The organism is Arthrobacter sp. 10T416, from assembly GCF_056394165.1.
In genome coordinates, this window is record NZ_JBFTHI010000017.1 from 35,733 (window position 1) to 58,519 (window position 22,787).

Annotated in this window: 22 protein-coding genes and 1 pseudogene; 18 read left to right on the forward strand and 5 right to left on the reverse strand. The window is 67.4% G+C overall.

The window, feature by feature from the left end:
• Positions 1–3: 3 nt before the first annotated feature.
• Entirely contained in the window at positions 4–681 is a 678-nt protein-coding gene (locus tag AC1DBE_RS15260; protein WP_476903651.1) for a 2'-5' RNA ligase family protein, read from the forward strand.
• Entirely contained in the window at positions 626–1,783 is a 1,158-nt protein-coding gene (locus AC1DBE_RS15265; protein WP_476903652.1) for a YihY/virulence factor BrkB family protein, read from the forward strand. Before AC1DBE_RS15260 ends, AC1DBE_RS15265 begins: the two co-directional genes overlap by 56 nt.
• On the opposite strand, the gene AC1DBE_RS15270 is transcribed toward AC1DBE_RS15265, so the two are convergent.
• From AC1DBE_RS15270 to sdhC, 5 genes are all read right to left on the reverse strand, one after another.
• The gene (locus tag AC1DBE_RS15270) at positions 1,746–2,510 is read right to left on the reverse strand and encodes an alpha/beta hydrolase family protein (RefSeq protein ID WP_476903653.1); all 765 of its coding nucleotides are present in this window, start codon (positions 2,508–2,510) and stop codon (positions 1,746–1,748) included. The genes AC1DBE_RS15265 and AC1DBE_RS15270 overlap by 38 nt on opposite strands.
• A 96-nt stretch (positions 2,511–2,606) precedes the next feature.
• A complete protein-coding gene (locus tag AC1DBE_RS15275; RefSeq protein ID WP_476971062.1) occupies positions 2,607–3,389 on the reverse strand; it encodes a succinate dehydrogenase iron-sulfur subunit in 783 nt (260 codons plus the stop codon).
• A 1-nt stretch (position 3,390) separates the two neighbouring features.
• A complete protein-coding gene (sdhA, locus tag AC1DBE_RS15280) occupies positions 3,391–5,190 on the reverse strand; it encodes a succinate dehydrogenase flavoprotein subunit (protein WP_476880136.1) in 1,800 nt (599 codons plus the stop codon).
• Positions 5,191–5,312: 122 nt separating this feature from the next.
• The gene (locus AC1DBE_RS15285) at positions 5,313–5,792 is read right to left on the reverse strand and encodes a succinate dehydrogenase hydrophobic membrane anchor subunit (RefSeq protein WP_476971063.1); all 480 of its coding nucleotides are present in this window, start codon (positions 5,790–5,792) and stop codon (positions 5,313–5,315) included.
• A 3-nt stretch (positions 5,793–5,795) separates the two neighbouring features.
• On the reverse strand, positions 5,796–6,176 hold the full coding sequence (gene sdhC / locus AC1DBE_RS15290; RefSeq protein ID WP_476880138.1) for a succinate dehydrogenase, cytochrome b556 subunit: 381 nt from the start codon (positions 6,174–6,176) through the stop codon (positions 5,796–5,798).
• Between the two features lie 280 nt (positions 6,177–6,456).
• Here sdhC and AC1DBE_RS15295 point away from each other — a divergent pair, with 280 nt between their 5' ends.
• From AC1DBE_RS15295 to eno, 16 genes and pseudogenes are all read left to right on the forward strand, one after another.
• Entirely contained in the window at positions 6,457–7,614 is a 1,158-nt protein-coding gene (locus AC1DBE_RS15295) for a mannose-1-phosphate guanylyltransferase (protein WP_476880135.1), read from the forward strand.
• Between the two features lie 83 nt (positions 7,615–7,697).
• Positions 7,698–8,897 (forward strand): amidohydrolase, encoded by a 1,200-nt coding sequence (locus AC1DBE_RS15300; RefSeq protein ID WP_476971064.1) that lies wholly within the window; start codon positions 7,698–7,700, stop codon positions 8,895–8,897.
• Between the two features lie 204 nt (positions 8,898–9,101).
• Positions 9,102–9,494 (forward strand): MarR family winged helix-turn-helix transcriptional regulator, encoded by a 393-nt coding sequence (locus AC1DBE_RS15305; protein WP_476878002.1) that lies wholly within the window; start codon positions 9,102–9,104, stop codon positions 9,492–9,494.
• A gap of 73 nt (positions 9,495–9,567) precedes the next feature.
• Entirely contained in the window at positions 9,568–9,999 is a 432-nt protein-coding gene (locus AC1DBE_RS15310) for an organic hydroperoxide resistance protein (protein WP_476877976.1), read from the forward strand.
• Entirely contained in the window at positions 9,996–11,021 is a 1,026-nt protein-coding gene (locus tag AC1DBE_RS15315; RefSeq protein ID WP_476971065.1) for an NADP-dependent oxidoreductase, read from the forward strand. The genes AC1DBE_RS15310 and AC1DBE_RS15315 overlap by 4 nt, the downstream gene beginning before the upstream one ends.
• Positions 11,022–11,304: 283 nt before the next feature.
• Positions 11,305–12,414 carry a BMP family lipoprotein gene (locus AC1DBE_RS15320; protein ID WP_476877978.1) on the forward strand — a complete coding sequence of 370 codons (1,110 nt, stop codon included), beginning with the start codon at positions 11,305–11,307 and terminating at the stop codon, positions 12,412–12,414.
• Positions 12,415–12,592: 178 nt separating this feature from the next.
• On the forward strand, positions 12,593–14,206 hold the full coding sequence (locus tag AC1DBE_RS15325) for an ABC transporter ATP-binding protein (protein ID WP_476877979.1): 1,614 nt from the start codon (positions 12,593–12,595) through the stop codon (positions 14,204–14,206).
• Complete coding sequence (locus tag AC1DBE_RS15330; protein WP_476971066.1) at positions 14,199–15,608, forward strand: ABC transporter permease; 1,410 nt, start codon at positions 14,199–14,201, stop codon at positions 15,606–15,608. The genes AC1DBE_RS15325 and AC1DBE_RS15330 overlap by 8 nt, the downstream gene beginning before the upstream one ends.
• The gene (locus AC1DBE_RS15335; RefSeq protein ID WP_476877981.1) at positions 15,605–16,945 is read left to right on the forward strand and encodes an ABC transporter permease; all 1,341 of its coding nucleotides are present in this window, start codon (positions 15,605–15,607) and stop codon (positions 16,943–16,945) included. Before AC1DBE_RS15330 ends, AC1DBE_RS15335 begins: the two co-directional genes overlap by 4 nt.
• A 14-nt stretch (positions 16,946–16,959) precedes the next feature.
• Positions 16,960–17,364: a cytidine deaminase gene (locus AC1DBE_RS15340; RefSeq protein WP_476971069.1), complete on the forward strand. Its 405-nt coding sequence runs from the start codon at positions 16,960–16,962 to the stop codon at positions 17,362–17,364.
• Entirely contained in the window at positions 17,361–18,698 is a 1,338-nt protein-coding gene (locus tag AC1DBE_RS15345; protein WP_476971067.1) for a thymidine phosphorylase, read from the forward strand. The genes AC1DBE_RS15340 and AC1DBE_RS15345 overlap by 4 nt, the downstream gene beginning before the upstream one ends.
• Before the next feature lie 166 nt (positions 18,699–18,864).
• Complete coding sequence (locus tag AC1DBE_RS15350; RefSeq protein WP_476877983.1) at positions 18,865–19,527, forward strand: DedA family protein; 663 nt, start codon at positions 18,865–18,867, stop codon at positions 19,525–19,527.
• Between the two features lie 181 nt (positions 19,528–19,708).
• A complete protein-coding gene (locus tag AC1DBE_RS15355) occupies positions 19,709–20,449 on the forward strand; it encodes a DedA family protein (protein WP_476877984.1) in 741 nt (246 codons plus the stop codon).
• Positions 20,450–20,481: 32 nt separating this feature from the next.
• Positions 20,482–21,639, forward strand: a complete 1,158-nt coding sequence (locus AC1DBE_RS15360; RefSeq protein WP_476971068.1) for an adenosine deaminase — start codon at positions 20,482–20,484, stop codon at positions 21,637–21,639.
• 76 nt (positions 21,640–21,715) lie between these two features.
• Entirely contained in the window at positions 21,716–22,360 is a 645-nt protein-coding gene (locus AC1DBE_RS15365; protein ID WP_476971070.1) for a MazG nucleotide pyrophosphohydrolase domain-containing protein, read from the forward strand.
• 128 nt (positions 22,361–22,488) lie between these two features.
• Positions 22,489–22,787, forward strand: a pseudogene (gene eno / locus AC1DBE_RS15370) (phosphopyruvate hydratase); the annotation flags it as partial.

Genomic DNA, 22,787 nt, shown 5'->3' on the forward strand with positions numbered 1-22,787 from the left:
GCAATGTCCTCCGCCAGCAAAGTCACCTCCAGCGACACCGCGCGCACCGCCCACCACGGCGGGCGCAAGGGATCGGCCGCCGCACCCCACCGGGGTCCGGCGGCCGGCAACGGGGAGACCCCGGAGGAGGGCATCAGCATCGGCGTGATCCTGGGCTTCCCGCCGGAGATCGCCGAGGAACTGCAGCGCTGGCGCGCCTCCTTTGGGGACCCCATGGCCGCCACGGTGCCGGCGCACATCACGCTGGTGACCACCACCATGACGCAGGACTGGGAAGCTACGCGCAGCCACGTCCGGGAGGTGGCCCGGCAGCAGGAACCCTTCACGGTGACGATCGCCGGCACGGGCTCGTTCCGGCCGGTCTCCCCGGTGGTGTTCCTGAACGTCGAGGCGGGCTTCGGCGAGTGCGTGAACCTGCACCGGCAGCTCCAGGCCGGCCCGCTGGAGCGTGACCTGCCCTTCGCCTATCACCCGCACGTCACCGTGGCCCACGATGTCGCGCCCGAAAGCCTCGATGAGGCCGAAACGGTGCTGAAGGACTATAGGGCCAGCTTCCCGGTGGCTAGCATGGGACTTTACGAGCACGATGACAACGGCATCTGGCAGCTACGGGAAGAACTTGACTTTGGCACCGAACTTGACGACCACCGAGGCCCGGCCGACGAAGCAAGCGGCCGCTGACCCGCCCCTCCCCACCGAACTCGCCCGGCTGAAGCTTGAGGTGATCCGGAAGCGGGTCGACTGGGGCAAGGCCCGGCGGTCCGGCGGCGGCCTGGCCGGGCTGCTGGCCATGGTCCAGTGGCTGCTTGCCCGGCTCAACGCGTTCCGTCCGATGCGCGCGTTCCAGCACTACAACCTGCAGCACGGACCGCTGATGAGCGCCGGAATCGGCTTCAACATGTTCTTCTCCATCACCGGTTTGCTGGCGACCGGCTTCTCGATCGCCGGGCTGCTGCTGCGCGGCCAGCCGGCCCTGCTGGACAAGGTGGTGGGCAGCGTGGCCACCAGCGCCCCGGGCCTGCTCAAGGTCGACGGACGCGAGGGCCTGGTGGACCCGCAGGAGCTGCTGAACCCCAGCGGCCTCGGGTGGACGGCCGTGATCGCCGCCATCGTCACCGTGGTGACCTCGCTGGGCTGGATCGCCGGCCTCCGCGACGGACTGCGCGGTGTGCTGCGGATCGGGCCGCTGAAAATCAACCCGCTCCTGCTGAAACTGCACGACGTCGGCACCCTGCTGTTGCTCGGCGTCGCCCTGGTCATCAGCGCCGGCGCCTCCCTGGTGTTCGGTACGGCGGCCGGCTGGGTGGCCGAGCAGCTCAAGCTGGACCCGGTTGTGGCCGGCCCGCTCACCACGTCTATCAAAATCGGCGTGCCCCTGGTGCTCGGCTGGGTCACTGCCCTGATCATGTTCCGCCTCGCCGGCGGCCTGAAACTGCAGCGCCGGGCCCTCCTGGAAGGCACCATCCTGGCCGCCGTGGGCACCAGCGTGCTGCAGATCTTCAGCGCCGAGCTCCTCGCCAGCGCCGGCCGGAACCCGCTGCTGGCCCCGTTCGCCATCATCATCGGCCTGCTCATCTGGTTCAACCTGGTCAGCCAGGTCTACCTGGTCTCCGCCGCCTGGTCCGCGGTGCGGGAAGAGGACCTCAAGACCTCAACGCCGGCCAGAACGGCGGGCTGGGGAGCCCGTCAGGTCCAGCCGGGCAAGACCCCGTCAGAGCACGAGCACCGGCGCCCGGCCGAGACTTTCAGGCGTCGAGGTACTGATCGGCCCATGCCGAAATAATCCTGGCCGCGCGGGCTGCCTGGCCCTTGCCCGTGAGCAGGTGGTCCGAGCCCTCCAGCGAGACGAAATTGCGCGGATGCCGTGCTGTCTGGAAGATGCTGCTGGCGTTCTCGATGCCCACCGTGTTGTCGGTGGGGGAGTGCAGCACCATCAGGGGCTTGTGCAGCCGCCGGATGCAGTCCGTCAGGTCCGCGTTCTCCAGGTCCTCGACAAAGTGGCGGCGGATTTCCACGCGTTTGCCGCCCAGGTCCACTTCCGCGCTGCCCTCGCTGAGGATGCGGTCCAGGGCCGCGTCGAAGACGTGGGCCACGTGCTTGGGGGAGAACGGCGCGCCCACCGTGGCCACGGCGTCGAGGCCGGGAATACTGCCGGCGGCCGCCAGCACGGCCGCGCCGCCGAAGGAATGGCCCACCAGCAGCGACACGGGCCGCCCCGCGCCGTTCATGAACTCAGCGGCCCGCACGGTGTCCGCCACCTTGTGGCTGAAGGAGCCCTCGGACCAGAGGCCCGCGGATTCACCCAAGCCCAGGTTGTCGAACCGGAGCATGCCCACCCCGTTGTCCGCCAGGGCCTTGCACATCCGGGAGGCGGCCGGGCTGTCCTTGCCGAGGGTGAAGCCGTGGGAGAACACGCCCCAGCCCTTCGCCGGGCCTTCGGGGAGGTCGACGACGCCGGAGAGCAGCTCGCCGGTGGAGCCTTCGAAGGTGACTTTTTCGGACCGGGACACAGGCGTCCCCTTTCGGCTGGGCGGGAAACGACGACGGCGCCCCCACCGGAAGGTGGGAGGCGCCGTCGTCGTTTGGAACTGGTGGTGCGGGTGCTGCTAGATTTTGCGGGCCAGGATGGCCTGCTTGACCTCGGCAATGGCCTGCGTGACCTGGATGCCGCGGGGGCAGGCCTCGGTGCAGTTGAAGGTGGTGCGGCAGCGCCACACGCCTTCCTTGTCGTTGAGGATCTCCAGGCGCATGTCGCCGGCGTCATCCCGGGAATCGAAGATGAAGCGGTGCGCGTTCACGATCGCGGCCGGGCCGAAGTACTGGCCATCGGTCCAGAACACCGGGCAGGACGACGTGCACGCGGCGCAGAGGATGCACTTGGTGGTGTCGTCGAACCGCTCGCGGTCCTCGGCGGACTGCAGGCGTTCCTTAGTGGGCTCGTGGCCGCGGTTGATCAGGAACGGCATAACTTCGCGGAAGGACTGGAAGAACGGCTCCATGTCCACGATCAGGTCCTTCTCGACCGGCAGGCCCTTGATCGGTTCGACCGTGATGGGCTTGGTGGTGTCCAGGTCCTTCAGCAGGGTCTTGCAGGCGAGGCGGTTACGGCCGTTAATGCGCATGGCATCGGAGCCGCAGACGCCGTGGGCGCAGGACCGGCGGAAGGAGACGCTGCCGTCCATTTCCCACTTGATCTTGTGCAGGGCGTCCAGGACACGGTCCGTGCCGTACATGGTGACCTGGAAGTCGTCCCAGGTGGATTCCTCGGAGACCTCGGGGTTGTAGCGGCGCACGCGCAGCGTGACGTCGAAGGAGGGGATTTCCCCGCCGCCGCCGACGCCGGCGGGCAGTTCGATCCTGGAGGCTGGCTCAGCGAGTTCAGCGGTCATCTTAGTACTTCCTCACCATCGGCTCGTAGCGCGTAAAGACCACCGGTTTGGTGGCAAGCCGGATGCCGGCAACCGACTCGGCGGAACCGTCCGCCGGGGCGTGGTCATCCTTGTACGCCATGGAGTGCTTCATGAATTTTTCGTCGTCACGGTCCGGGAAGTCCTCACGGAAGTGGCCGCCGCGGGATTCCTCGCGGTGCAGGGCAGCCACGGTCATGACCTTGGCCAGTTCCAGCAGGAAGCCCAGTTCCACGGCCTCGAGCAGGTCCAGGTTGAAGCGCTTGCCCTTGTCCTGGACGCTGATGCGCTGGTACCGCTCCTCGAAGGAGGCGATGTCCGCGAGGACCTGGTTCAGCGTGTCGGCGGTGCGGAACACCTGCATGTTGGCGTCCATGGTGTCCTGCAGTTCCTTGCGGATCTGGGCCACCTTTTCGGTGCCGTCCGCGGTGCGGACGTGCTCGAGCAGGTTCAGCGTGTACGCCTCGGGATCCGCGGGGAGTTCCACGAAGTCAGCGGTCTTGGCGTACTCCGCGGCGGCGACGCCGGCACGCTTGCCGAAGACGTTGATGTCCAGCAGCGAGTTGGTGCCGAGGCGGTTGGAGCCGTGGACCGAGACGCAGGCCACCTCGCCGGCGGCGTAGAGGCCGGGGACGATCGTGTCGTTGTCCTGGAGGACTTCGGCGCTGATGTTGGTGGGGATGCCGCCCATGGCGTAGTGCGCCGTCGGGAACACCGGAACGGGCTCCGTGTACGGCTCCACACCCAGGTAGGTGCGGGCGAACTCGGTGATGTCCGGCAGCTTGGCGTCGATGTGCGCCGGCTCCAGGTGGGTCAGGTCCAGGAGGACGTAGTCCTTGTTCGGGCCGCAGCCGCGTCCCTCGCGGACTTCGTTGGCCATGGAGCGGGCCACGATGTCGCGCGGGGCGAGGTCCTTGATGGTGGGGGCGTAGCGCTCCATAAAGCGCTCACCCTCGGAGTTGCGCAGGATGGCACCTTCGCCGCGGGCTGCTTCGGAGAGCAGGATGCCCAGGCCGGCAAGGCCGGTCGGGTGGAACTGGAAGAATTCCATGTCCTCCAGCGGGATGCCGCGGCGGAAGGCGATGCCCATGCCGTCACCGGTGAGGGTGTGGGCGTTGGAGGTGGTCTTGAACACCTTGCCGGCGCCGCCGGAGGCGAACACCACGGACTTGGCCTGGAAGACGTGCAGTTCGCCGGAAGCGAGGTCGTAGGAGACGACGCCGGCAACGCGCTTCTGCTTGTACGGGGTGCCGTCCTCGCGGACCGCGTCCTCCTCGACGGTCAGCAGGTCCAGCACGTAGTACTCGTTGTAGAACTCAACGTTGTGCTTGACGCAGTTTTGGTACAGGGTCTGCAGGATCATGTGGCCGGTGCGGTCTGCGGCGTAGCAGGCACGGCGGACCGGGGCCTTGCCGTGGTCGCGGGTGTGGCCGCCGAAGCGGCGCTGGTCGATCCGGCCCTCAGGCGTGCGGTTGAACGGCAGGCCCATCTTCTCAAGGTCCAGGACGGCGTCGATCGCTTCCTTCGCCATAACCTCGGCAGCGTCCTGGTCCACCAGGTAGTCGCCACCCTTGATGGTGTCGAAGGTGTGCCATTCCCAGTTGTCCTCTTCGACGTTGGCGAGGGCTGCACACATGCCGCCCTGCGCCGCGCCGGTGTGGGAGCGCGTGGGGTAAAGCTTGGTCAGTACTGCTGTTCGGGCGCGCTGACCGGATTCGATCGCGGCGCGCATGCCAGCGCCACCGGCACCAACAATGACGACGTCGTACTTATGGACCTGCATACCAGATGCTCTTTCTCTCAAAATTCGCTGTTTTACACTGCCGGCGAAACCTGCGCAGTGAAGTCTCTGGTCCGCGCCCGCTCGGGCAGACGGGGATCAGCGCCCGGAACTCCGGGCCGCTACTAGGCCGGGCAGAACCCGCCGGGGAGCTGCACGCCGTTGACCACCGGGCACGGGTTGAAGGTGAAGATCACCAGCGTGCCCAGGATGACAATGGCGGCGGCAGCCGCGTAGAGCACGATCTTCAGCCAGAGGCGGGTCGCGTCCTTCTCGGCGTAGTCGTTGATGATGGTGCGCACGCCGTTGGTGCCGTGGAGCATAGCCAGCCACAGCATGGCGAGGTCCCAGATTTGCCAGAACGGGTCCGCCCACTTGCCGGCGACGAAACCGAAGTCAATGGCGTGGATGCCTTCGCCGACCATCAGGTTGACGAACAGGTGGCCGAAGATCAGCACCACCAGGACCACGCCGGAAAGCCGCATGAAGAGCCACGCGATCATTTCGAAGTTGCCCTTCGAGGAACCGTTGCGGCGGTACTGCGGCGCGATCCGGCCGCTGCCCACCTGCGGGCTGCGCGGGCTCTTAATCTCAGTTGCAGTCATGGCTCAGTGACCTCCGAGGGCGAGGGACAGGTGGCGGATGGAGAAGCCGATCATGACAACGACCCAGAGACCCAGGACCGTCCACAGCATCTGGCGCTGGTACTTGGCGCCCTTCTTCCAGAAGTCGACGGCGATGATCCGCAGGCCGTTGAAGGCGTGGAACACGATCGCTGCGACGAGGCCCGTTTCACCCAGGGCCATAAGGGGGTTCTTGTAAGCACCAATCACGGCGGTGTAGGCCTCGGGGGACACACGCACCAGAGAGGTGTCCAGCACGTGGACCAACAAGAAGAAAAAGATCACTACACCGGTAACGCGGTGTCCAACCCAAGACCACATGCCTTCACGGCCGCGGTACAAGGTGCCAGCTGGTTTTGTCGGCACTGAATAAACCTCCCTGCAACACAGCGGCGCTGGCATGGGATCCACGCGGGGGGAACGCCTGCTGCGAGAGCACTCGTAAGCTCAAGCCTAAATCTAGGCTTCGCTCTTAGCTTATTCAATTCAGCGGATCGATGGTGACGGCGCCCTGCGGGGTTTTTGGCCGGTTTTGAGACGAACGCCACATCCGGCGTCGGCAGCGGCCGTGTTCCCGGGCGCCCGACGTGGCGCGTACGCGTGGCCACACAGGGGATGACGGGCCGGTTCGGCTAAAGTAGCCGTGATGACTACAGACAAAGTGACCAGCCACGATTCACCCGAGGCCGCGGCGGCAGACTCTCCGCTGGACCGTTTTATCGCGGTGATTCCGGCAGGCGGCGTGGGGACCCGGCTCTGGCCGCTGTCCCGGGCAGCCGCCCCCAAGTTCCTGCATGACCTCACCGGTTCTGGCAGTACTTTGTTGCGCGCCACGTACGACCGGCTGGAACCCCTGGCCGGCAGCCGGGTCCTGGTGGTCACCGGCACCGCCCACCGCGACGCCGTGTGCAGCCAGCTGCCCGAGGTGCGCGAGGCTGACCTCGTCCTGGAGAGCGAGCCCAAGGATTCCGGCGCCGCGATCGGGCTGGCCGCTGCCATCCTGTACGAACGCGACCCCCACACCATCATGGGGTCCTTCGCGGCGGACCAGGTCATCAGCCCCGACGAGCTGTTCCAGGACGCCGTGCGCGAGGCCATCCACACCGCGGCCGCCGGCAAGATCGTCACCATCGGCATCAAGCCGACCCACCCCTCCACCGGGTTCGGCTACATCCGCGCCGGCGACAAGCTGAGCGTGCCCGGTGCGCCGAGTGCCCACACGGTGGTCGAGTTCGTCGAGAAGCCCAGTGAGGACGTCGCCCAGCAGTACCTGGACAGCGGCGAGTACGCCTGGAACGCCGGGATGTTCGTGGCGCCGGTCTCCCTGATGCTCAAGCACCTGGAAGCCAACCAGCCCGAACTCTTCGCCGGCCTGCAGGAAATCGCCAAGGCCTGGGACACCCCGCTGCGCGACGAGGTCACGGCCCGGGTCTGGCCGACGCTGCCCAAGATCGCCATCGACTACGCAGTCGCCGAGCCGGCCGCGGCTGCCGGGGACGTCGCCGTCGTACCCGGAACCTTCCGCTGGGACGACGTCGGGGACTTCGCGTCCGTGGGCCGCCTGAACAGCGCCAAAGAGGTCGACGACGTGACCGTGATCGGGGAGGGCGCCCGCGTCTTCACCGAAAACGCCAGCGGCGTGGTGGTCACCGACACCAAGCGTGTGATCGCCCTGATCGGCATTGAAGACGTTGTCATCGTGGACACCCCGGACGCGCTGCTGGTGACCACCAAGGCCCACTCCCAGCGGGTCAAGGCCGCCGTCGACGCGCTCAAGGCCAGCGGCGACACGGACGTCCTCTAGCCCGACCCCGCTGCGGCGCGTGTTCTGCCGTAACCCGCGGACCGCGATGCCGCTATTTATGCGACTCTCGCTACAGTGAATGTGTGCGTAATTACACTACTGAAGCTGAGTCCACCACCTTGGTGGGGCCGTGGCTGGAGCCGCTGCTCCCGGAGCTGATCGAGTTCCGCCGTGACCTCCATGCGCACCCGGAGCTGTCCTTCAAGGAGTTCCGCACCACGGAGAAGCTGGCCCAGCGGCTGGAGGCCGCCGGGCTGAAGCCGCGCCGCCTCGAGGGCACCGGGCTGACCGTCGATATCGGGGAGGGGCCCATCGCCACCGCCCTCCGCGGTGACATCGACGCCCTGCCCATCATCGAAGAGACCGGCCTGCCGTTCGCGTCCAAGAACCACGGCGTCACGCACGCCTGCGGCCACGACGTGCACACCACCACCATGCTGGGCATCGCTTTGGTCCTGCAGAACCTGCACGAATCCGCCCCGCTGGGCGGTACGGTCCGGATCATCTTCCAGCCGGCGGAGGAGACCATGCCCGGCGGCGCACACGCGTGCATCGAACAGGGTGTCCTCGACGGCGTGCCCCGGATCCTCGCGCTGCACTGCGACCCCCGGATCGAGGTCGGCAAGATCGGCACCCGGATCGGCGCCATCACCTCGGCATCGGACACCATCAAGATTGAGCTGACCGGCCGCGGCGGCCACACCTCGCGCCCGCACCTGACCGAAGAACTCGTCTTCGCCCTGGCACAGATCGCCGTGAACGTCCCCGCCGTGCTGTCCCGCCGCGTCGACGTGCGCAGCGGAGTCTCCGTGGTCTGGGGGCACATATCGGCCGGCTCGGCCCCGAACGCCATCCCCGCGAGCGGCTACATGGCCGGCACCATGCGGTGCCTGGACCGGGATGCCTGGCACAGTGCCGGGGAGATCCTCGACGAAGTGGTGCAGCAGATCGCGGCACCCTACGGCGTCGACGTCCACCTCGAGCACACCCGCGGCGTACCTCCAGTAGTGAACTCCGAGCACGAGACCGCCCTGATCGAGGCCGCGGCCCGCGCCGAACTCGGCGAAAGCTCCGTGGTGCTCACCCCCCAGTCGATGGGCGGCGAGGACTTCGCCTGGTTCCTGGCGGACCTGCCCGGCGCGATGATGCGGCTCGGCACCAAGACGCCCGGCGGCGAGGAGTACGACCTGCACCGCGGCGACTACATCCTGGACGAACGCTCCCTGGGGCTCGGCATCCGGGTCCTCACCGCCGCCGCACTCCGCACCCTCCGCGACCTGTAACCGGCGGGCCCTTGGGGCACCGCGAACGTGGGGGAAACCCGGCGTTACGGCACTGAGGCCAGTGGCATTGTGCTCAATTGAGTTGTGTGCAACTGAATTGCGCGATACTCTTTTTATGTGAACGAAACAGAGACCCCGGAGTCCGCCGGATCCAGCGCCCCCGGCCTGGACGCACCCCGGCTGGACCGGCAGGTGTGCTTTGCGATGTATTCGGCGTCGCGCGCAGCCACTGCCGCCTACCGCCCCATGCTGGAAGAGCTCGGACTGACCTACCCGCAGTACCTCGTGATGATGGTGCTCTGGGAGGACCAGCCCCGCAGCGTCCGCGGTCTCGGCGAGGAGCTCGGACTGGACTCCGGGACACTGTCCCCGCTGCTCAAGCGGCTTGAGGCCCTGGAGCTCGTGGAACGACGGCGGTCCGCAGCCGACGAGCGCCGCGTGGAGGTTTTCCTCACCGAGTCCGGCGCCGCTCTCAGTGCCCGGGCCACCGGCATCCCGCAGAGGCTCGCGGACGCCGCCGGACTCTCCGCCGCCGAGCTCGACCAGCTCCGCGAAACCCTCGGCAGGCTCACCGCCGCCCTGCACTCCGGCCACTGACCGGCCCCGGACCCGGCTCCCCGCCGGCGGTCCGGACCCAGAAACTTCCCTGCCCCCAACAGATTGGAACCCCATGAAGACCCTCTACACGGCCGAGGCCCTGGCCTCCGGCGAAGGACGCGACGGCAACGCCCAGACCAACGACGGCAAGCTCAACGTCACCCTGGCCAGCCCGGTGGAACTGGGAGGCAACGGCGAAGGGACCAACCCGGAGCAGCTGTTCGCCGCCGGGTACGCCGCCTGCTTCCACTCGGCACTTCGCCTCGTGGGCCGCAAGGAACGCGCCGACCTGACCGACTCCGCGGTTGCCGCCAAGATCCACTTCGGCGCCCTGGACGAAGGGGCAGGCTACGGTCTGGCCGCCGAACTTGAGATCGCCCTTCCCGGCGTCGACCGGCAGACCGCCGAGTCCCTGGTGGCCAAAGCCCACCAGATTTGCCCTTACTCGAACGCCACCCGCGGAAACATCACCGTAGACATCACCATCATGGAGGTCGCAGCATGAGCACCGAAAACACCACTCTCCCCGCCGTCACCCGCGAAATCCAGCTCGCCTCCCGGCCGCACGGCCGTCCCGTTCCGGAGAACTTCCGCCTCGCCGAGTCCGCGCTGCCGGAACTCCAGGACGGCCAGATCCTGGTCCGCAACCTCTTCATCTCCGTCGACCCCTACATGCGCGGCCGCATGAACGACGTCAAGTCCTACTCCGCGCCGTTCGCCCTCGACGCCGCGCTCGACGGCGGCGCCGTCGGCGAGGTCATCGCCTCCAAGGCCGAAGGCCGTGCCGTCGGCGACACTGTCGTCCACGGCCTCGGCTGGCGCGAGTACGCCGTCCTCGATGCCACGGCCACCACCCCGGCACGCACCGACCTCGCCCCGGCGTCGGCGTTCCTCGGTGCGCTGGGAATGACCGGTCTGACCGCCTACGCCGGCCTGCTCAAGGTTGCCGAGTTCAAACCCGGCGACGTCGTCTTCGTTTCCGGCGCTGCCGGCGCCGTCGGCTCCCTCGTGGGCCAGATTGCCAAGGCCATGGGCGCGTCCCGGGTTATCGGCAGCGCGGGCTCGGCCGACAAAGTGGCCCGCCTGCTGGAGCTCGGCTTCGACGCCGCCTTCAACTACCACGACGGCCCGGTCGCCGAGCAGCTCGCCAAAGCCGCGGGGGAGCGCGGGATCGACGTTTACTTCGACAACGTCGGCGGAGAGCACCTCGAAGCCGCACTGTCCTCCCTGACCGTCGGCGGCCGGGTGGCCATGTGCGGGGCCATCGCCCAGTACAACTCCACCGAGCCGACCCCGGCGCCGCGCAACCTCATGCTGGCGATCGGCAAGCAACTGACGCTCAAGGGCTTCCTCGTGGGCGGATACTGGCAGCACATGGCCGAGTTCGTTGAAGCCATGTCGGGCTGGCTGGCCAGCGGCGCCGTCAGCTACGACGAGACCGTCGTTGACGGGCTCGAGAACGCGCCGCAGGCCTTTATGGACCTGCTGGACGGGGCCAACACCGGAAAGATGCTGGTCCGCGTCTAATCCCGACCCCAAACAACGAGGCCCCGGAATCCTGGATTCCGGGGCCTCAGGCGTGTGCCCGCGCGGAACGGCATACCACTTGGTAACAAGTTCTCAACAATCTGGGAAATGACTGTGAACTGTGTTACCCGACGTGTTTCATGCCACTAAAGTATCTTGCATCAGTGCGCCTCGGCGCAGTGCTGCGAATCCGTCAGTGACAACAGTGTTTCGGGGGAAAACCGGAAGCAGACACTCATTGGACTACCGTCGTAGCGCCTATCACTTTCTTCCTGGAGGAACTTTGAAGAACTCACTGCGCGCAACATTCAAGCGCGGGTCAATGGCCGGTGTCGCCACCGCAGGTGCGGCCGCCTTGATGCTCACCGGTTGCGGGGCCGCCCCCACCGCCAGCAGCACCGCCAGCGCGGGCGCCAGCGACTACACGGGCTGCATCGTTTCCGACTCCGGTGGATTCGACGACCAGTCGTTCAACCAGTCCTCCTACGAGGGACTGAAGAAGACCGAGAAGGACCTCGGCATCAAGGTCAACCAGGTCGAGTCCAAGACCAACAACGACTTCGAGCCGAACCTGCGCGCCATGGTCACCGCCGGCTGCAACCTGACCATCACGGTCGGCTTCCTCCTCGGCGACGCCACCAAGGCCCAGGCCACGGCGAACCCGGACAAGCATTTCGCGATCATTGACTTCGGCTACGACAAGCCGATCACCAACGTCAAGCCGATCATCTACGACACGGCCCAGGCAGCCTTCCTCGCCGGGTACCTCGCAGCCGGCACCACCAAGACCGGCACCGTTGCCACCTTCGGCGGCATCAAGATCCCGACCGTCACCATCTTCATGGACGGCTACGCCGATGGCGTGAAGTACTACAACGAAAAGAAGGGCAAGAACGTCAAGGTTCTTGGCTGGGACAAGGCCAAGCAGGACGGCTCCTTCACCGGTGACTTCGAGAAGCAGGACAAGGGCAAGCAGTTCACCCAGAACTTCCTGGACCAGGGCGCGGACATCGTTATGCCCGTCGCAGGTCCGGTCGGCAAGGGTGCGGGCGCAGCCCTGAAGGAAGCCAAGGCCGCAGGCAAGGACGTCAAGCTCATCTGGGTTGACTCCGACGGCTTCCTCACCGCCCCGGACTACAAGGACATCATGCTCTCCTCCGTCATGAAGCAGATGGGCGAGGCCGTGGAGACCGTTGTGAAGGAAGACAAGGACGGCAAGTTCACCAACACGCCGTACGTTGGCACCCTCGCGAACGACGGCGTGCAGCTGGCTCCGTTCCACGACATGGAGTCCCAGGTTCCGGCCGAGCTCAAGACCGAGCTCGACCAGATCAAGAAGGACATCGCCGACGGCAAGCTGAAGGTCGAATCCGCAGCGAGCCCCAAGGCGTAATTTCCGCCGCCAAGCGCCACGGCCCGGACGGTCCCAGACCGGACGGGCTGTGGCGCTTTTCGTTGCCGGGGGCACAACCCCTGGTTTCACCCACGGCAGCAGGCACTAGGCTGGTCCTGCAGCCCCATCACCCCCGTCCGGGCCGTGCCCCGGACACAAATCGAGATTGGTCAGAGTTTTGAAACTTGAACTCAAGGGGATCACTAAACGCTTCGGCTCCCTGGTAGCCAACGACCACATTGATGTGGTGGTTGAACCCGGGCAGATCCACTGCTTGCTCGGCGAGAACGGCGCTGGCAAGTCCACGCTGATGAACGTCCTCTACGGGCTCTACGAGCCCACCGAGGGCGAGATCCTCATCGACGACAAACCCGTCAGCTTCCGCGGCCCCGGGGACGCCATGGCAGCCGGCATCGGCATGGTGCACCAGCACTTTATGCTGGTCCCCGTCTTCACTGTCGCGGAAAACGTGGCTTTGGGCGCGGAAACCACCAAGGCCGGCGGGTTCCTCAATCTCGATGACACCCGCCGGAAGATCCAGGAGATCTCCGACCGGTACGGGTTCGACGTCGACCCCGACGCCCTGATCGAAGACTTGCCGGTGGGCGTCCAGCAGCGGGTGGAAATCATCAAGGCCCTGGTCCGGGACGCCAAGGTGCTCATCCTGGACGAGCCCACGGCCGTGCTGACCCCGCAGGACACCGACGAACTGCTGGACATCATGCGCCAGCTCAAGAGCCACGGCACGTCGATTGTCTTCATCTCGCACAAACTGCGCGAGGTCAAAGCCGTCTCGGACACCATCACCGTGATCCGTCGCGGCAAGGTGGTTGGTTCCGCCAGCCCCACCGCCTCGACCACCGAGCTCGCCTCGATGATGGTGGGCCGGGCCGTGAACCTGACCCTGGACAAGGCCCCGGCCAAGCCGCAGGAAACCACGTTCCAGGTCAAGGACCTCACCGTGATCGCCCCCAGCGGCCAGCACGTGGTGGACGGCATCAGCTTTGACATCGCCCGCGGTGAGATCCTCGCCGTCGCCGGTGTGCAGGGCAACGGGCAGACCGAGCTCACCGAGGCCATCCTCGGCCTGCAGGACCGCGTCCACGGCTCCATCCTCCTCGACGGCGAGGAACTGGTCGGCCGCAGCGTCAAGGACGTGCTCAAAGCCGGCGTCGGGTTCGTGCCCGAAGACCGCTCGGTGGACGGCCTGATCGGGACCTTCTCGATCGCCGAAAACCTCATCCTGGACCGCTACGACCAGGAACCCTTCGCGAAGGGCATCAGCATGAGCCCGGCGAAGGTCCTGGAGAACGCCAAGACCCGGATCGACGAATTCGATGTCCGCACCCCGTCCGGGGCGCTGGCGGCCGGGACCCTGTCCGGCGGCAACCAGCAGAAGGTGGTCATGGCGCGCGAGCTGTCCCGTCCGCTGCGCCTGTTTATCGCCTCCCAGCCCACCCGCGGCGTCGACGTCGGCTCCATCGAGTTCCTGCACAAGCGGATTGTGGCGGAGCGCGACCACGGCACCCCCGTGATGATCGTCTCCACCGAACTGGACGAAGTGATCGAGCTCGCCGACCGGATCGCCGTGCTCTACAAAGGCCGGCTGGTTGGCATTGTGCCGGCCGGAACGGGGCGCGACGTCCTGGGCCTCATGATGGCCGGCCTGTCGCCCGACGAGGCCCACGCCGACACCACCAAGACCCCGGCAACAACAGCCGCTGCCCCGGCGCCCGCCGCCCAGCCCGCGCAGGAGCCCACCTCCGGCGCCGTAGGAGAGCACCATGACTGAGACCAACAAGCCCCGCCACGCGGCTGACCCGGACCCGCAGGAAACCCCCGCGGCCGAAACCCCCGCAGCCGAAACAGAAACGTCGGAAACCGAAGCGCAGGCGGCAGATTCCACCACCGTCACCTCCCTGGACACCGCCGGCGGGGCCATGCGCCCCTCCGCCGTCCCGGTCTCGGGCCAGAGCGGCATTGTCCCCGGCGGCCCCGACTCCGTGCTGCGGAAAATCTTCACCGGATCCGGCATGGTCTCCGTGCTGGCCGTGCTCCTCGCACTGATCCTCGGCGGCCTGCTGATCGCCAGCACCGACAAGACCGTCAGCGCCACCGCCGGCTACCTCTTCGCCCGGCCCAGCGACTTCCTGACCGCCGTCTGGTCCGCCGCCACCCGGTCCTACGTAGCGCTCTTCCAGGGCTCCGTGTTCAACCCCCGCGGCTCCGGGGTGGCCGGGCAGTTCGCCCCGCTGATGGAAACCCTGACCATCGCGACCCCGCTGATCACCGCCGGTCTCGGCGTCGCCCTGGCGTTCCGCGCCGGCCTCTTCAACATCGGTGCGCAGGGCCAGATCATCATGGCCGGCATCCTCGCCTCCTGGGTCGGTTTCGCCCTGCACCTGCCCATGGGGCTGCACCTGCTGCTGGTCCTCGTCGCCGGCGTCGTCGGCGGCGCGCTCTGGGCCGGCCTGGTCGGTTTCCTCAAGGCCCGCACAGGCGCCCATGAAGTGATCCTGACCATCATGTTCAACTACATCGCGCTGTACTTCCTGCGGTACCTGCTGAACACGCCGGCATTCCAGCGGCCGGGGGAGACGAACCCGATTTCGCCGATCCTGGACCCCAGCGCCGTCTACCCGCAGATCCTCGGCACCCAGTACCGGCTGCACCTGGGCTTCCTCCTGGCCATCGCCGCGACCGTCTTCGTCTGGTGGGTGCTGAACCGTTCCACGATCGGTTTCGAGTTCCGCGCCGTCGGGGCCAACCCCAAGGCCGCCCTGACCGCCGGCATCAACGTTCCGCGGGCCACCATCCTCGTGATGGCCATCGCGGGCGCCCTCGCCGGCATGTCCGGCGTCGCCCAGGTGGCCGGCACCGAAAAGGTCCTGACCGACGGCGTTGCAGCCACCTACGGCTTTGACGCCATCACAGTGGCCCTGCTGGGACGTTCAACGCCGTGGGGCACCTTCGCCGCCGGCCTGCTGTTCGGCGCCTTCCGCGCCGGCGCCGTCCAGATGCAGATCCAGACCGGAACGCCGATCGATATCGTCCTGGTGGTCCAGTCCCTGATCGTGCTCTTCATCGCCGCCCCGCCGCTGGTGCGCGCGGTGTTCGGCCTGAACCCGCGCAAGAAGAAGGCCGCCAAGGCCGCCACGTCCAAAAAGGCAGCAACCACCGGAGCAGCAGCATGAGCACAACAGCAACTTCGCCCCAGCCGGGGAAGCCGCAACCCGAACCGCGCGCAGCCGGCGCGGCGTCGCCCAAGCAGCACACCACCGCCGTGACCGCCAAGCCGGTGACTTGGAAGCTCCCGGCCACCCTGGTGGTGCTCGCCGTCGTCGCGTTCATCTTCTTCGGCCTGATGGGCCCGCACCAGACCGCCAAGTTCGGGATCTCCACCGGCAGCGACTTCTTCCAGCTCCCGGCCCTCGAAGTCCCCGCGTTCCTCGGCGGCATCGTCCTGTCGGTGCTGATGCTGGCGCTGGCCGGTTACGCCGTATTCCTCAAGACCCGCGACACCAAGGTCCCGGGCTGGGTCACGGTCGCCTTCATTGTGCTGTTCGTCGCCGCCTTCCTCATCTGGGTGGTCGGCGGTGCCCGCACCACCAACATCTCCCTCGCCGGCCTGATCGCCGGATCGGTGACCCTGGCGGTGCCGCTCGTGTTCGGTTCGCTGTCCGGCGTGCTCTGCGAGCGTGTCGGCGTTGTCAACATCGCCATCGAAGGCCAGCTCCTCGGCGGCGCATTCACGGCCGCCATCATTGCCACCCTGACGCACAACGCCTTCCTGGGCCTGCTCGCGGCGGCCGTCGCCGGCGCGCTGGTGTCCATGGTCCTGGCCCTGTTCAGCATCAAATACGTCGTCAACCAGATCATCGTCGGCGTTGTGCTCAACGTCCTCGTCTCCGGCGTCACCGGCTTCCTGTTTAGCACCGTCATGCAGGCGGACAAGGACAAGTTCAACTCGCCGGCCCACCTGGACCCCATCACCATCCCGGTCCTCGGCGACATCCCGCTGATCGGGCCCATCCTGTTCAAGCAGTCCCTGATCGGCTACCTCATGTACATCGCCGTGATCGTTGTCTGGGTGGGCCTGTTCAAGACCAAGTGGGGCCTGCGCGTCCGCGCCGTGGGCGAGCACCCGCAGGCCGCCGACACCATGGGCATCAAGGTCAACGCCACCCGCTTCTGGAATGTCACCCTGGGCGGCGCCATCGCAGGCATCGGCGGTTCCTTTTTCACCCTGGTCGCGATCGACAGCTTCACCAAGGAGATCTCCGGCGGCCGCGGCTTCATCGCCCTGGCTGCGCTGATCTTCGGCCGCTGGAACCCGATCGGTGCGTTCTTCGCCGCCCTGCTGTTCGGCTTCGCCGACAACCTGCAGAGCATCGTGACGATCATCGGCACCCCGGTACCCAGCCAGTTCATGGCCATGCTCCCGTACCTGGTGACGGTCCTCGCCGTCGCCGGACTGGTCGGTCGCTCCCGGCCGCCGGCAGCCAGCGGCATCCCGTACGTCAAGGGCTGACCATGACGGACACCATGCCTGCCGCCGCCGTGGACTGGGCTGCCCTCGAGGCCGCCGCCGTCGCGGCCATGAAGAACGCCTACGCGCCCTATTCGAAGTTCGCGGTGGGGGCTGCTGCCCTCACCGCGGACGGCCGGATCGTCAGCGGCTGCAACGTCGAAAACGCCAGCTACGGGCTCACCCTCTGCGCCGAGTGCGCACTGGTGGGCAACCTGCACATGAGCGGAGGCGGCCTGCTCCGCGCCTTCTACTGTGTTGACGCGGACGGCAACGTGCTGATGCCGTGCGGGCGCTGCCGGCAGCTGCTCTACGAATTCCGGGCCCCCGACATGCAGCTCATGACCACGCAGGGCATCAAGACGATGGACCAAGTGCTCCCCGATGCATTTGGCCCCCAAAACCTGGAGGAAACCCGGTGACACAGACCACCAGCAACACATCCGGCGGCAACGCTGAAGCGTTCGACGCCGTCGACATCATCCGCGTCAAGCGGGACAAAGGCGTGCTCAGCCCGGCCCAGATCGACTGGACCATCGACGCCTACACCCGCGGCGCCATCGCCGACGAGCAGATGGCGGCCCTGAACATGGCCATCCTGCTCAACGGTATGGACCGTGCCGAGATTTCCCGCTGGACCGCGGCCATGATCGCCTCCGGCGAGCGGATGGACTTCTCCAGCCTGCGCCGGCCCGACGGCGGCATGAAGGCGACCTCGGACAAGCACTCCACCGGCGGCGTGGGGGACAAGATCACCCTGCCGCTGGCGCCCCTCGTGGCCGTCTTCGGGGTCGCCGTGCCGCAGCTGTCCGGCCGCGGCCTCGGCCACACCGGCGGGACGCTGGACAAGCTCGAGGCCATCCCGGGCTGGCGCGCGGCGCTCAGCAATGAGGAAATGCTCGCCCAGCTCCAGGACGTGGGCGCCGTGATCTGTGCCGCCGGCGCCGGACTCGCCCCGGCCGACAAGAAGCTCTACGCCCTGCGCGATGTCACCGGCACGGTCGAGGCCATCCCGCTGATCGCCTCCTCGATCATGAGCAAGAAGATCGCCGAAGGCACCGGATCCCTGGTCCTGGACGTCAAGGTGGGCAGCGGGGCGTTTATGAAGGACGAGGCCCGGGCCCGGGAACTCGCCGAGACCATGGTGGCCCTGGGCAAGGACGCCGGCGTCAACACCGTGGCGCTGCTGACCAACATGAACACCCCGCTGGGCCTCACCGCCGGCAACGCCATTGAGGTCGAGGAATCCGTCGAGGTCCTCGCCGGCGGCGGCCCGGAAGACGTCGTCGAACTCACCGTCCGGCTGGCCGAGGAGATGCTCGCCTGCGCCGGAGTGCACGACGCCGATCCGCGCGCCGCGCTCAAGGACGGCCGGGCCATGGACGTCTGGAACCGGATGATCGAGGCCCAGGGCGGCGACCCGCGGGCCACCCTGCCGGTCGCGAAGGAGTCCGAAACCATCTACGCGCAGGCGGACGGTGTCCTGGTGGAACTCGACGCGATGGCCGTGGGCGTCGCAGCGTGGCGCCTCGGTGCCGGGCGTGCCCGCAAGGAGGACCAGGTCCAGTCCGGCGCCGGTGTGCGGATGCACGCCAAGCCCGGCGCCACGGTCCGCGCCGGCGAGCCGCTGATGACCCTCCTGACGGACACGCCGGAGAAGTTCGACCGCGCCAAGGAGGCGCTCGAGCACGCCGCCGTGATCGCTCCCGAGGGCTCGCGCCCTGCGCAGCAGCTCATCATCGACCGGATCGCTTAACCCCCGGGCGACCCCCGCCCCACCCCACCCGTTGCCCTATCACTTTTGGCTGCTCTGACCCCGGTTTAGCCGCCAAAAGTGATAGGGCAACGGGCGCCGGGGCGGGCAGTACCCTGGCACCACAGTATTCCGGGAGAAACCGGGCACCGCCGTGCGTTAGGAAACCGTGCAGGCAATTAACGACTTCATCCTGGCAGCCGCAGGCCAACCCTGGGTCCTCGTCCTCGTCTTCGCCTGTTGTGTGATCGACGGGTTCTTCCCGCCCGTGCCTAGCGAGTCCGTGGTGGTCGGACTGGCCGCGGTGGCCGCCTCCGCCGAGGTGCCCAACCCGCTCCTGCTGGCCGTGATCGCAGCCGCCGGCGCGTTCACCGGCGACAACATCGCCTACCTGATCGGCCGGGCAACCGGCACCGGACGCTGGGCCTGGATGCGAGCGTACCGGGCGCAACGGGCCTTCCTGTGGGCCGGCGGTGAACTCCGCAAACGTCCCGCCTCCCTGATCATGGTGGCCCGGTTTGTCCCCATCGGCCGGGTGGCGGTCAACCTCACCGCCGGCGCCACCAGTTTCGCGCACTCCCGCTTTGTCGGCCTCACCATACTGTCCGCGATGCTGTGGTCCGGGTACTCCGTGGCGGTCGGGCTGTTCTTCGGGCAGTGGTTCGAAGACAACCACCTCCTCGGCGCCACCATCGCGATCATCTGCGCCATTCTGTTGGGCATCGCCGTCGACCTCGGCCTCAGCCGGCTCCGCGGCCGGGTGCCGGACGGACGCCAGCCGGACGGACGCCAGCCGGACGGGCAACGGACGGCCCCGCCCGCCGACGGCTGACAGCGGCCCCGTGGCCCGCGTCATGGCCGGATTTTTCGGTCCCGCCGCGTAGCGCCCGGCGCCCGGCACGTGGGACACTTAGGTGCGATTCACGTCACGTCGGTGCCGTAAACCAGCATTACCGATCCCCTTCCGTCCCGGGTACATTCCCACCCTTCAGTTTTCGAGGAGCGCAGCCCGCGTGGAGTTCATTAATGAGGCCGTGCTCCATGCAGCCGGCCAGTGGTGGATCTACCCCCTCCTGCTGGTGTTCTTCTTCGTCGACGGCTTCGCCATGGTGGTGCCCAGCGAAACCCTGATTGTGGCCCTCGCCGCGTACTCCCGGCACAGTGGACAGCCCAACCTCTGGCTCCTCGGCCTGACGGCACTGATCGGCGCCGTCGCCGGGGACAACATGGCCTACCTGCTGGGCCGCAAGATCGGCATCGAACGCTTCCGCTGGATGCGGAAACCCAAAGTCCAGCGCGTCTTCGCCTGGGCCCGGTACGAGCTGGAAAAACGCGGCGCGGTCCTGATTTTCACCGCCCGCTACATCCCCTGGGGCCGCGTCGCGGTCAACTACGTGGCCGGTACCACGGGGTTCCCGCACCGCCGCTTCTTCTTCCTGGACGCCGTCGCGTGCCTCACCTGGGTGATCTACTCGATCGGGATCGGCATCCTCGCCAGTTCCTTCCCGTGGCTGCACCACAACCCGCTCCTCAGCGCCGGGATCGCCGTCGTCTTCGCCATTGTCCTGGGCATCGCCGTTGACCACGCGCTGCGCTGGTGGCACAAACGGCTGGGCCGGCACGACGAGCCGACAGACGGTGCCGCCGCCGGCACTGCACCGGACCATGCCGCAACCGACGGCGCCGCGGACGCTGCCGGGTCCGAGCCGGTGCTGACTGCCCGGTCAGCGGAGAACGACGCCTCCCGCAAGTAGCGCCCGGCGCCGTCCGACCCTAAGGTTGGAACGTGACTGAGACTATTCTTGACGCTGCCCCTGACCTCGAATTCGACCTGAAGGGCCTTCCCAAGGTTTCCCTTCACGACCACCTGGACGGCGGACTCCGTCCGGCCACCATTATTGAACTTGCCGAGGCCGTCGGCCACACCCTGCCTTCCACGGACCCCGTCGCACTGGGGGAGTGGTTCCGCGAATCCGCAGACTCCGGCTCGCTGGTCCGCTACCTCGAAACGTTCGACCACACCATCGCCGTGATGCAGACCAAGGAAGGCCTGTTCCGCGTGGCCAAGGAGTTCGTTGAGGACCTGGCGGACGACGGCGTGGTGTACGGCGAGGTGCGCTGGGCACCGGAACAGCACCTGCAGCAGGGCCTGTCCCTGGACGACGTCGTCGAAGCGGTCCAGGCCGGACTCGATGCCGGCGTCGACGCCGTCGCGGAGACCGGACGCGAGATCCAGGTCGGCCAGCTGATCACGGCCATGCGTCATGCCGACCGTGGCCAGGAAATCGCCGAGCTGGCCGTCCGCCACCGCTACAAGGGTGCCGTCGGCTTCGACATCGCCGGGGCCGAGGACGGCTTCCTGCCCTCCCGCTTCAAGGACGCCTTCACCTACCTGGCCGAGCACAACTTCCCGGCCACCATCCACGCCGGCGAGGCCGCCGGGCTGGACAGCATCCAGTCAGCCCTCGTAGACGGCCGGGCCCTGCGCCTGGGCCACGGCGTCCGGATCGCCGAAGACGTGTCCGTCGAGTTCGAAGAGGCCGAGGACGCCGACCCGGACAGCGACGAAGTCGATGACAACATCGGCCTCGTGACCCTGGGCGAGCTCGCCAGCTGGGTCCGGGACCGCGGCATCGCCCTCGAAATCTGCCCGTCGTCGAACCTGCAGACCGGCGCGATCGCCGGCTTCGGTGAAGGCATCGAGAGCCACCCGGTGGACATGCTCTACCAGCTGGGCTTCAACGTCACCATCAACACCGATAACCGGCTGATGAGCGGCGTCACCCTCACCGACGAGTTCGAACTCCTGGTGGAGACCTTCGACTACGACCTCGATGACCTGCTCGAGCTCACGCTGAATGCAGCCGAGGCCGCGTTCCTGCCGCTGGAGGAGAAGGAAGCCCTGGTCGAATACATCAACGAGGCCTACGCCGGCCTTGGCTAAGGACTCCAACCCCGTGGACGCGCCGCTCGGCGACCTGGTGCGAACCATCGCCGAGTTGCGCGTCAACTGCCCCTGGATGGGCGCCCTGACCCACGCCTCCCTTGTGGAGTACCTCCTCGAGGAAGCCCATGAGGTAGCTGAAACCATCGAGGCCGACGGCGGCGACGCCGAACTTCAGGCGGAACTCGGTGACGTCCTATTGCAGGTGGTGCTGCACGCCCGGCTCGCCGAGGAACGCGGCGTGTTCACGTTCGACGACGTCGCCCGTGGCCTGCGCGCGAAGATGATCCGGCGCAATCCGCACGTCTTCCGCCCGGACGGGACCCTGCAGGAGACCTTCCCCGCCAAAGTGCAGGACATTGTCCAGACCTGGGACGCGGTCAAGAGGGCCGAGAAGCCGGACCGCGGCCACGTCTTCGACGGCGTCCCGGCCGCCCTGCCGGCCCTGGCCCGGACCCAGAAGCTGCTGGACCGCGCCGAACGCGCCACGGCCGCAACGCGGCCACCAGCCCCCGCGCCGCCCGCCGCCGTCGCGCCCGCCACCGAACAGGAACTCGGTGAGGTGCTGTTCGGCATCGTCGCGGCGGCCCGGGCCAACGGACTGGACGCGGAACGGGCGCTCCGGGCAGCCAACCGGGCGTTCCAGGAGGCCCAGGAGGGCCCGCACGACGGCGATGCCCGCGGCGCGGCACCATCAGCACCGCGTCCGGGGACTGGATAGCTTTCCGTAACTTATCCCACTCTCGACTAGGCTAAGGGCGACGAGGACGTCGGTTTTCAGCTTGATCCACCGCTAGTTTCCCAGCAGTCAGATTCCCAGCAGATCGCTTCACCCAAAGGAGCATATTCATGGCGCTTATCGATGCCATCCACGCCCGCGAGATCCTCGATTCCCGCGGCAACCCGACCGTAGAAGTTGAAGTCCTGCTCTCCGACGGCCAAATCGGCCGCGCAGCAGTTCCCTCCGGTGCCTCCACCGGCGAACACGAGGCCGTAGAACTCCGCGACGGCGACAAGGGCCGTTACCTCGGCAAGGGCGTGCAGAAGGCCGTTGACGCGGTCATCGACCAGATCGCCCCGGCCCTGATCGGCTTCGACGCCACCGACCAGCGCAGCATCGACCAGGCCATGATCGACCTGGACGGCAC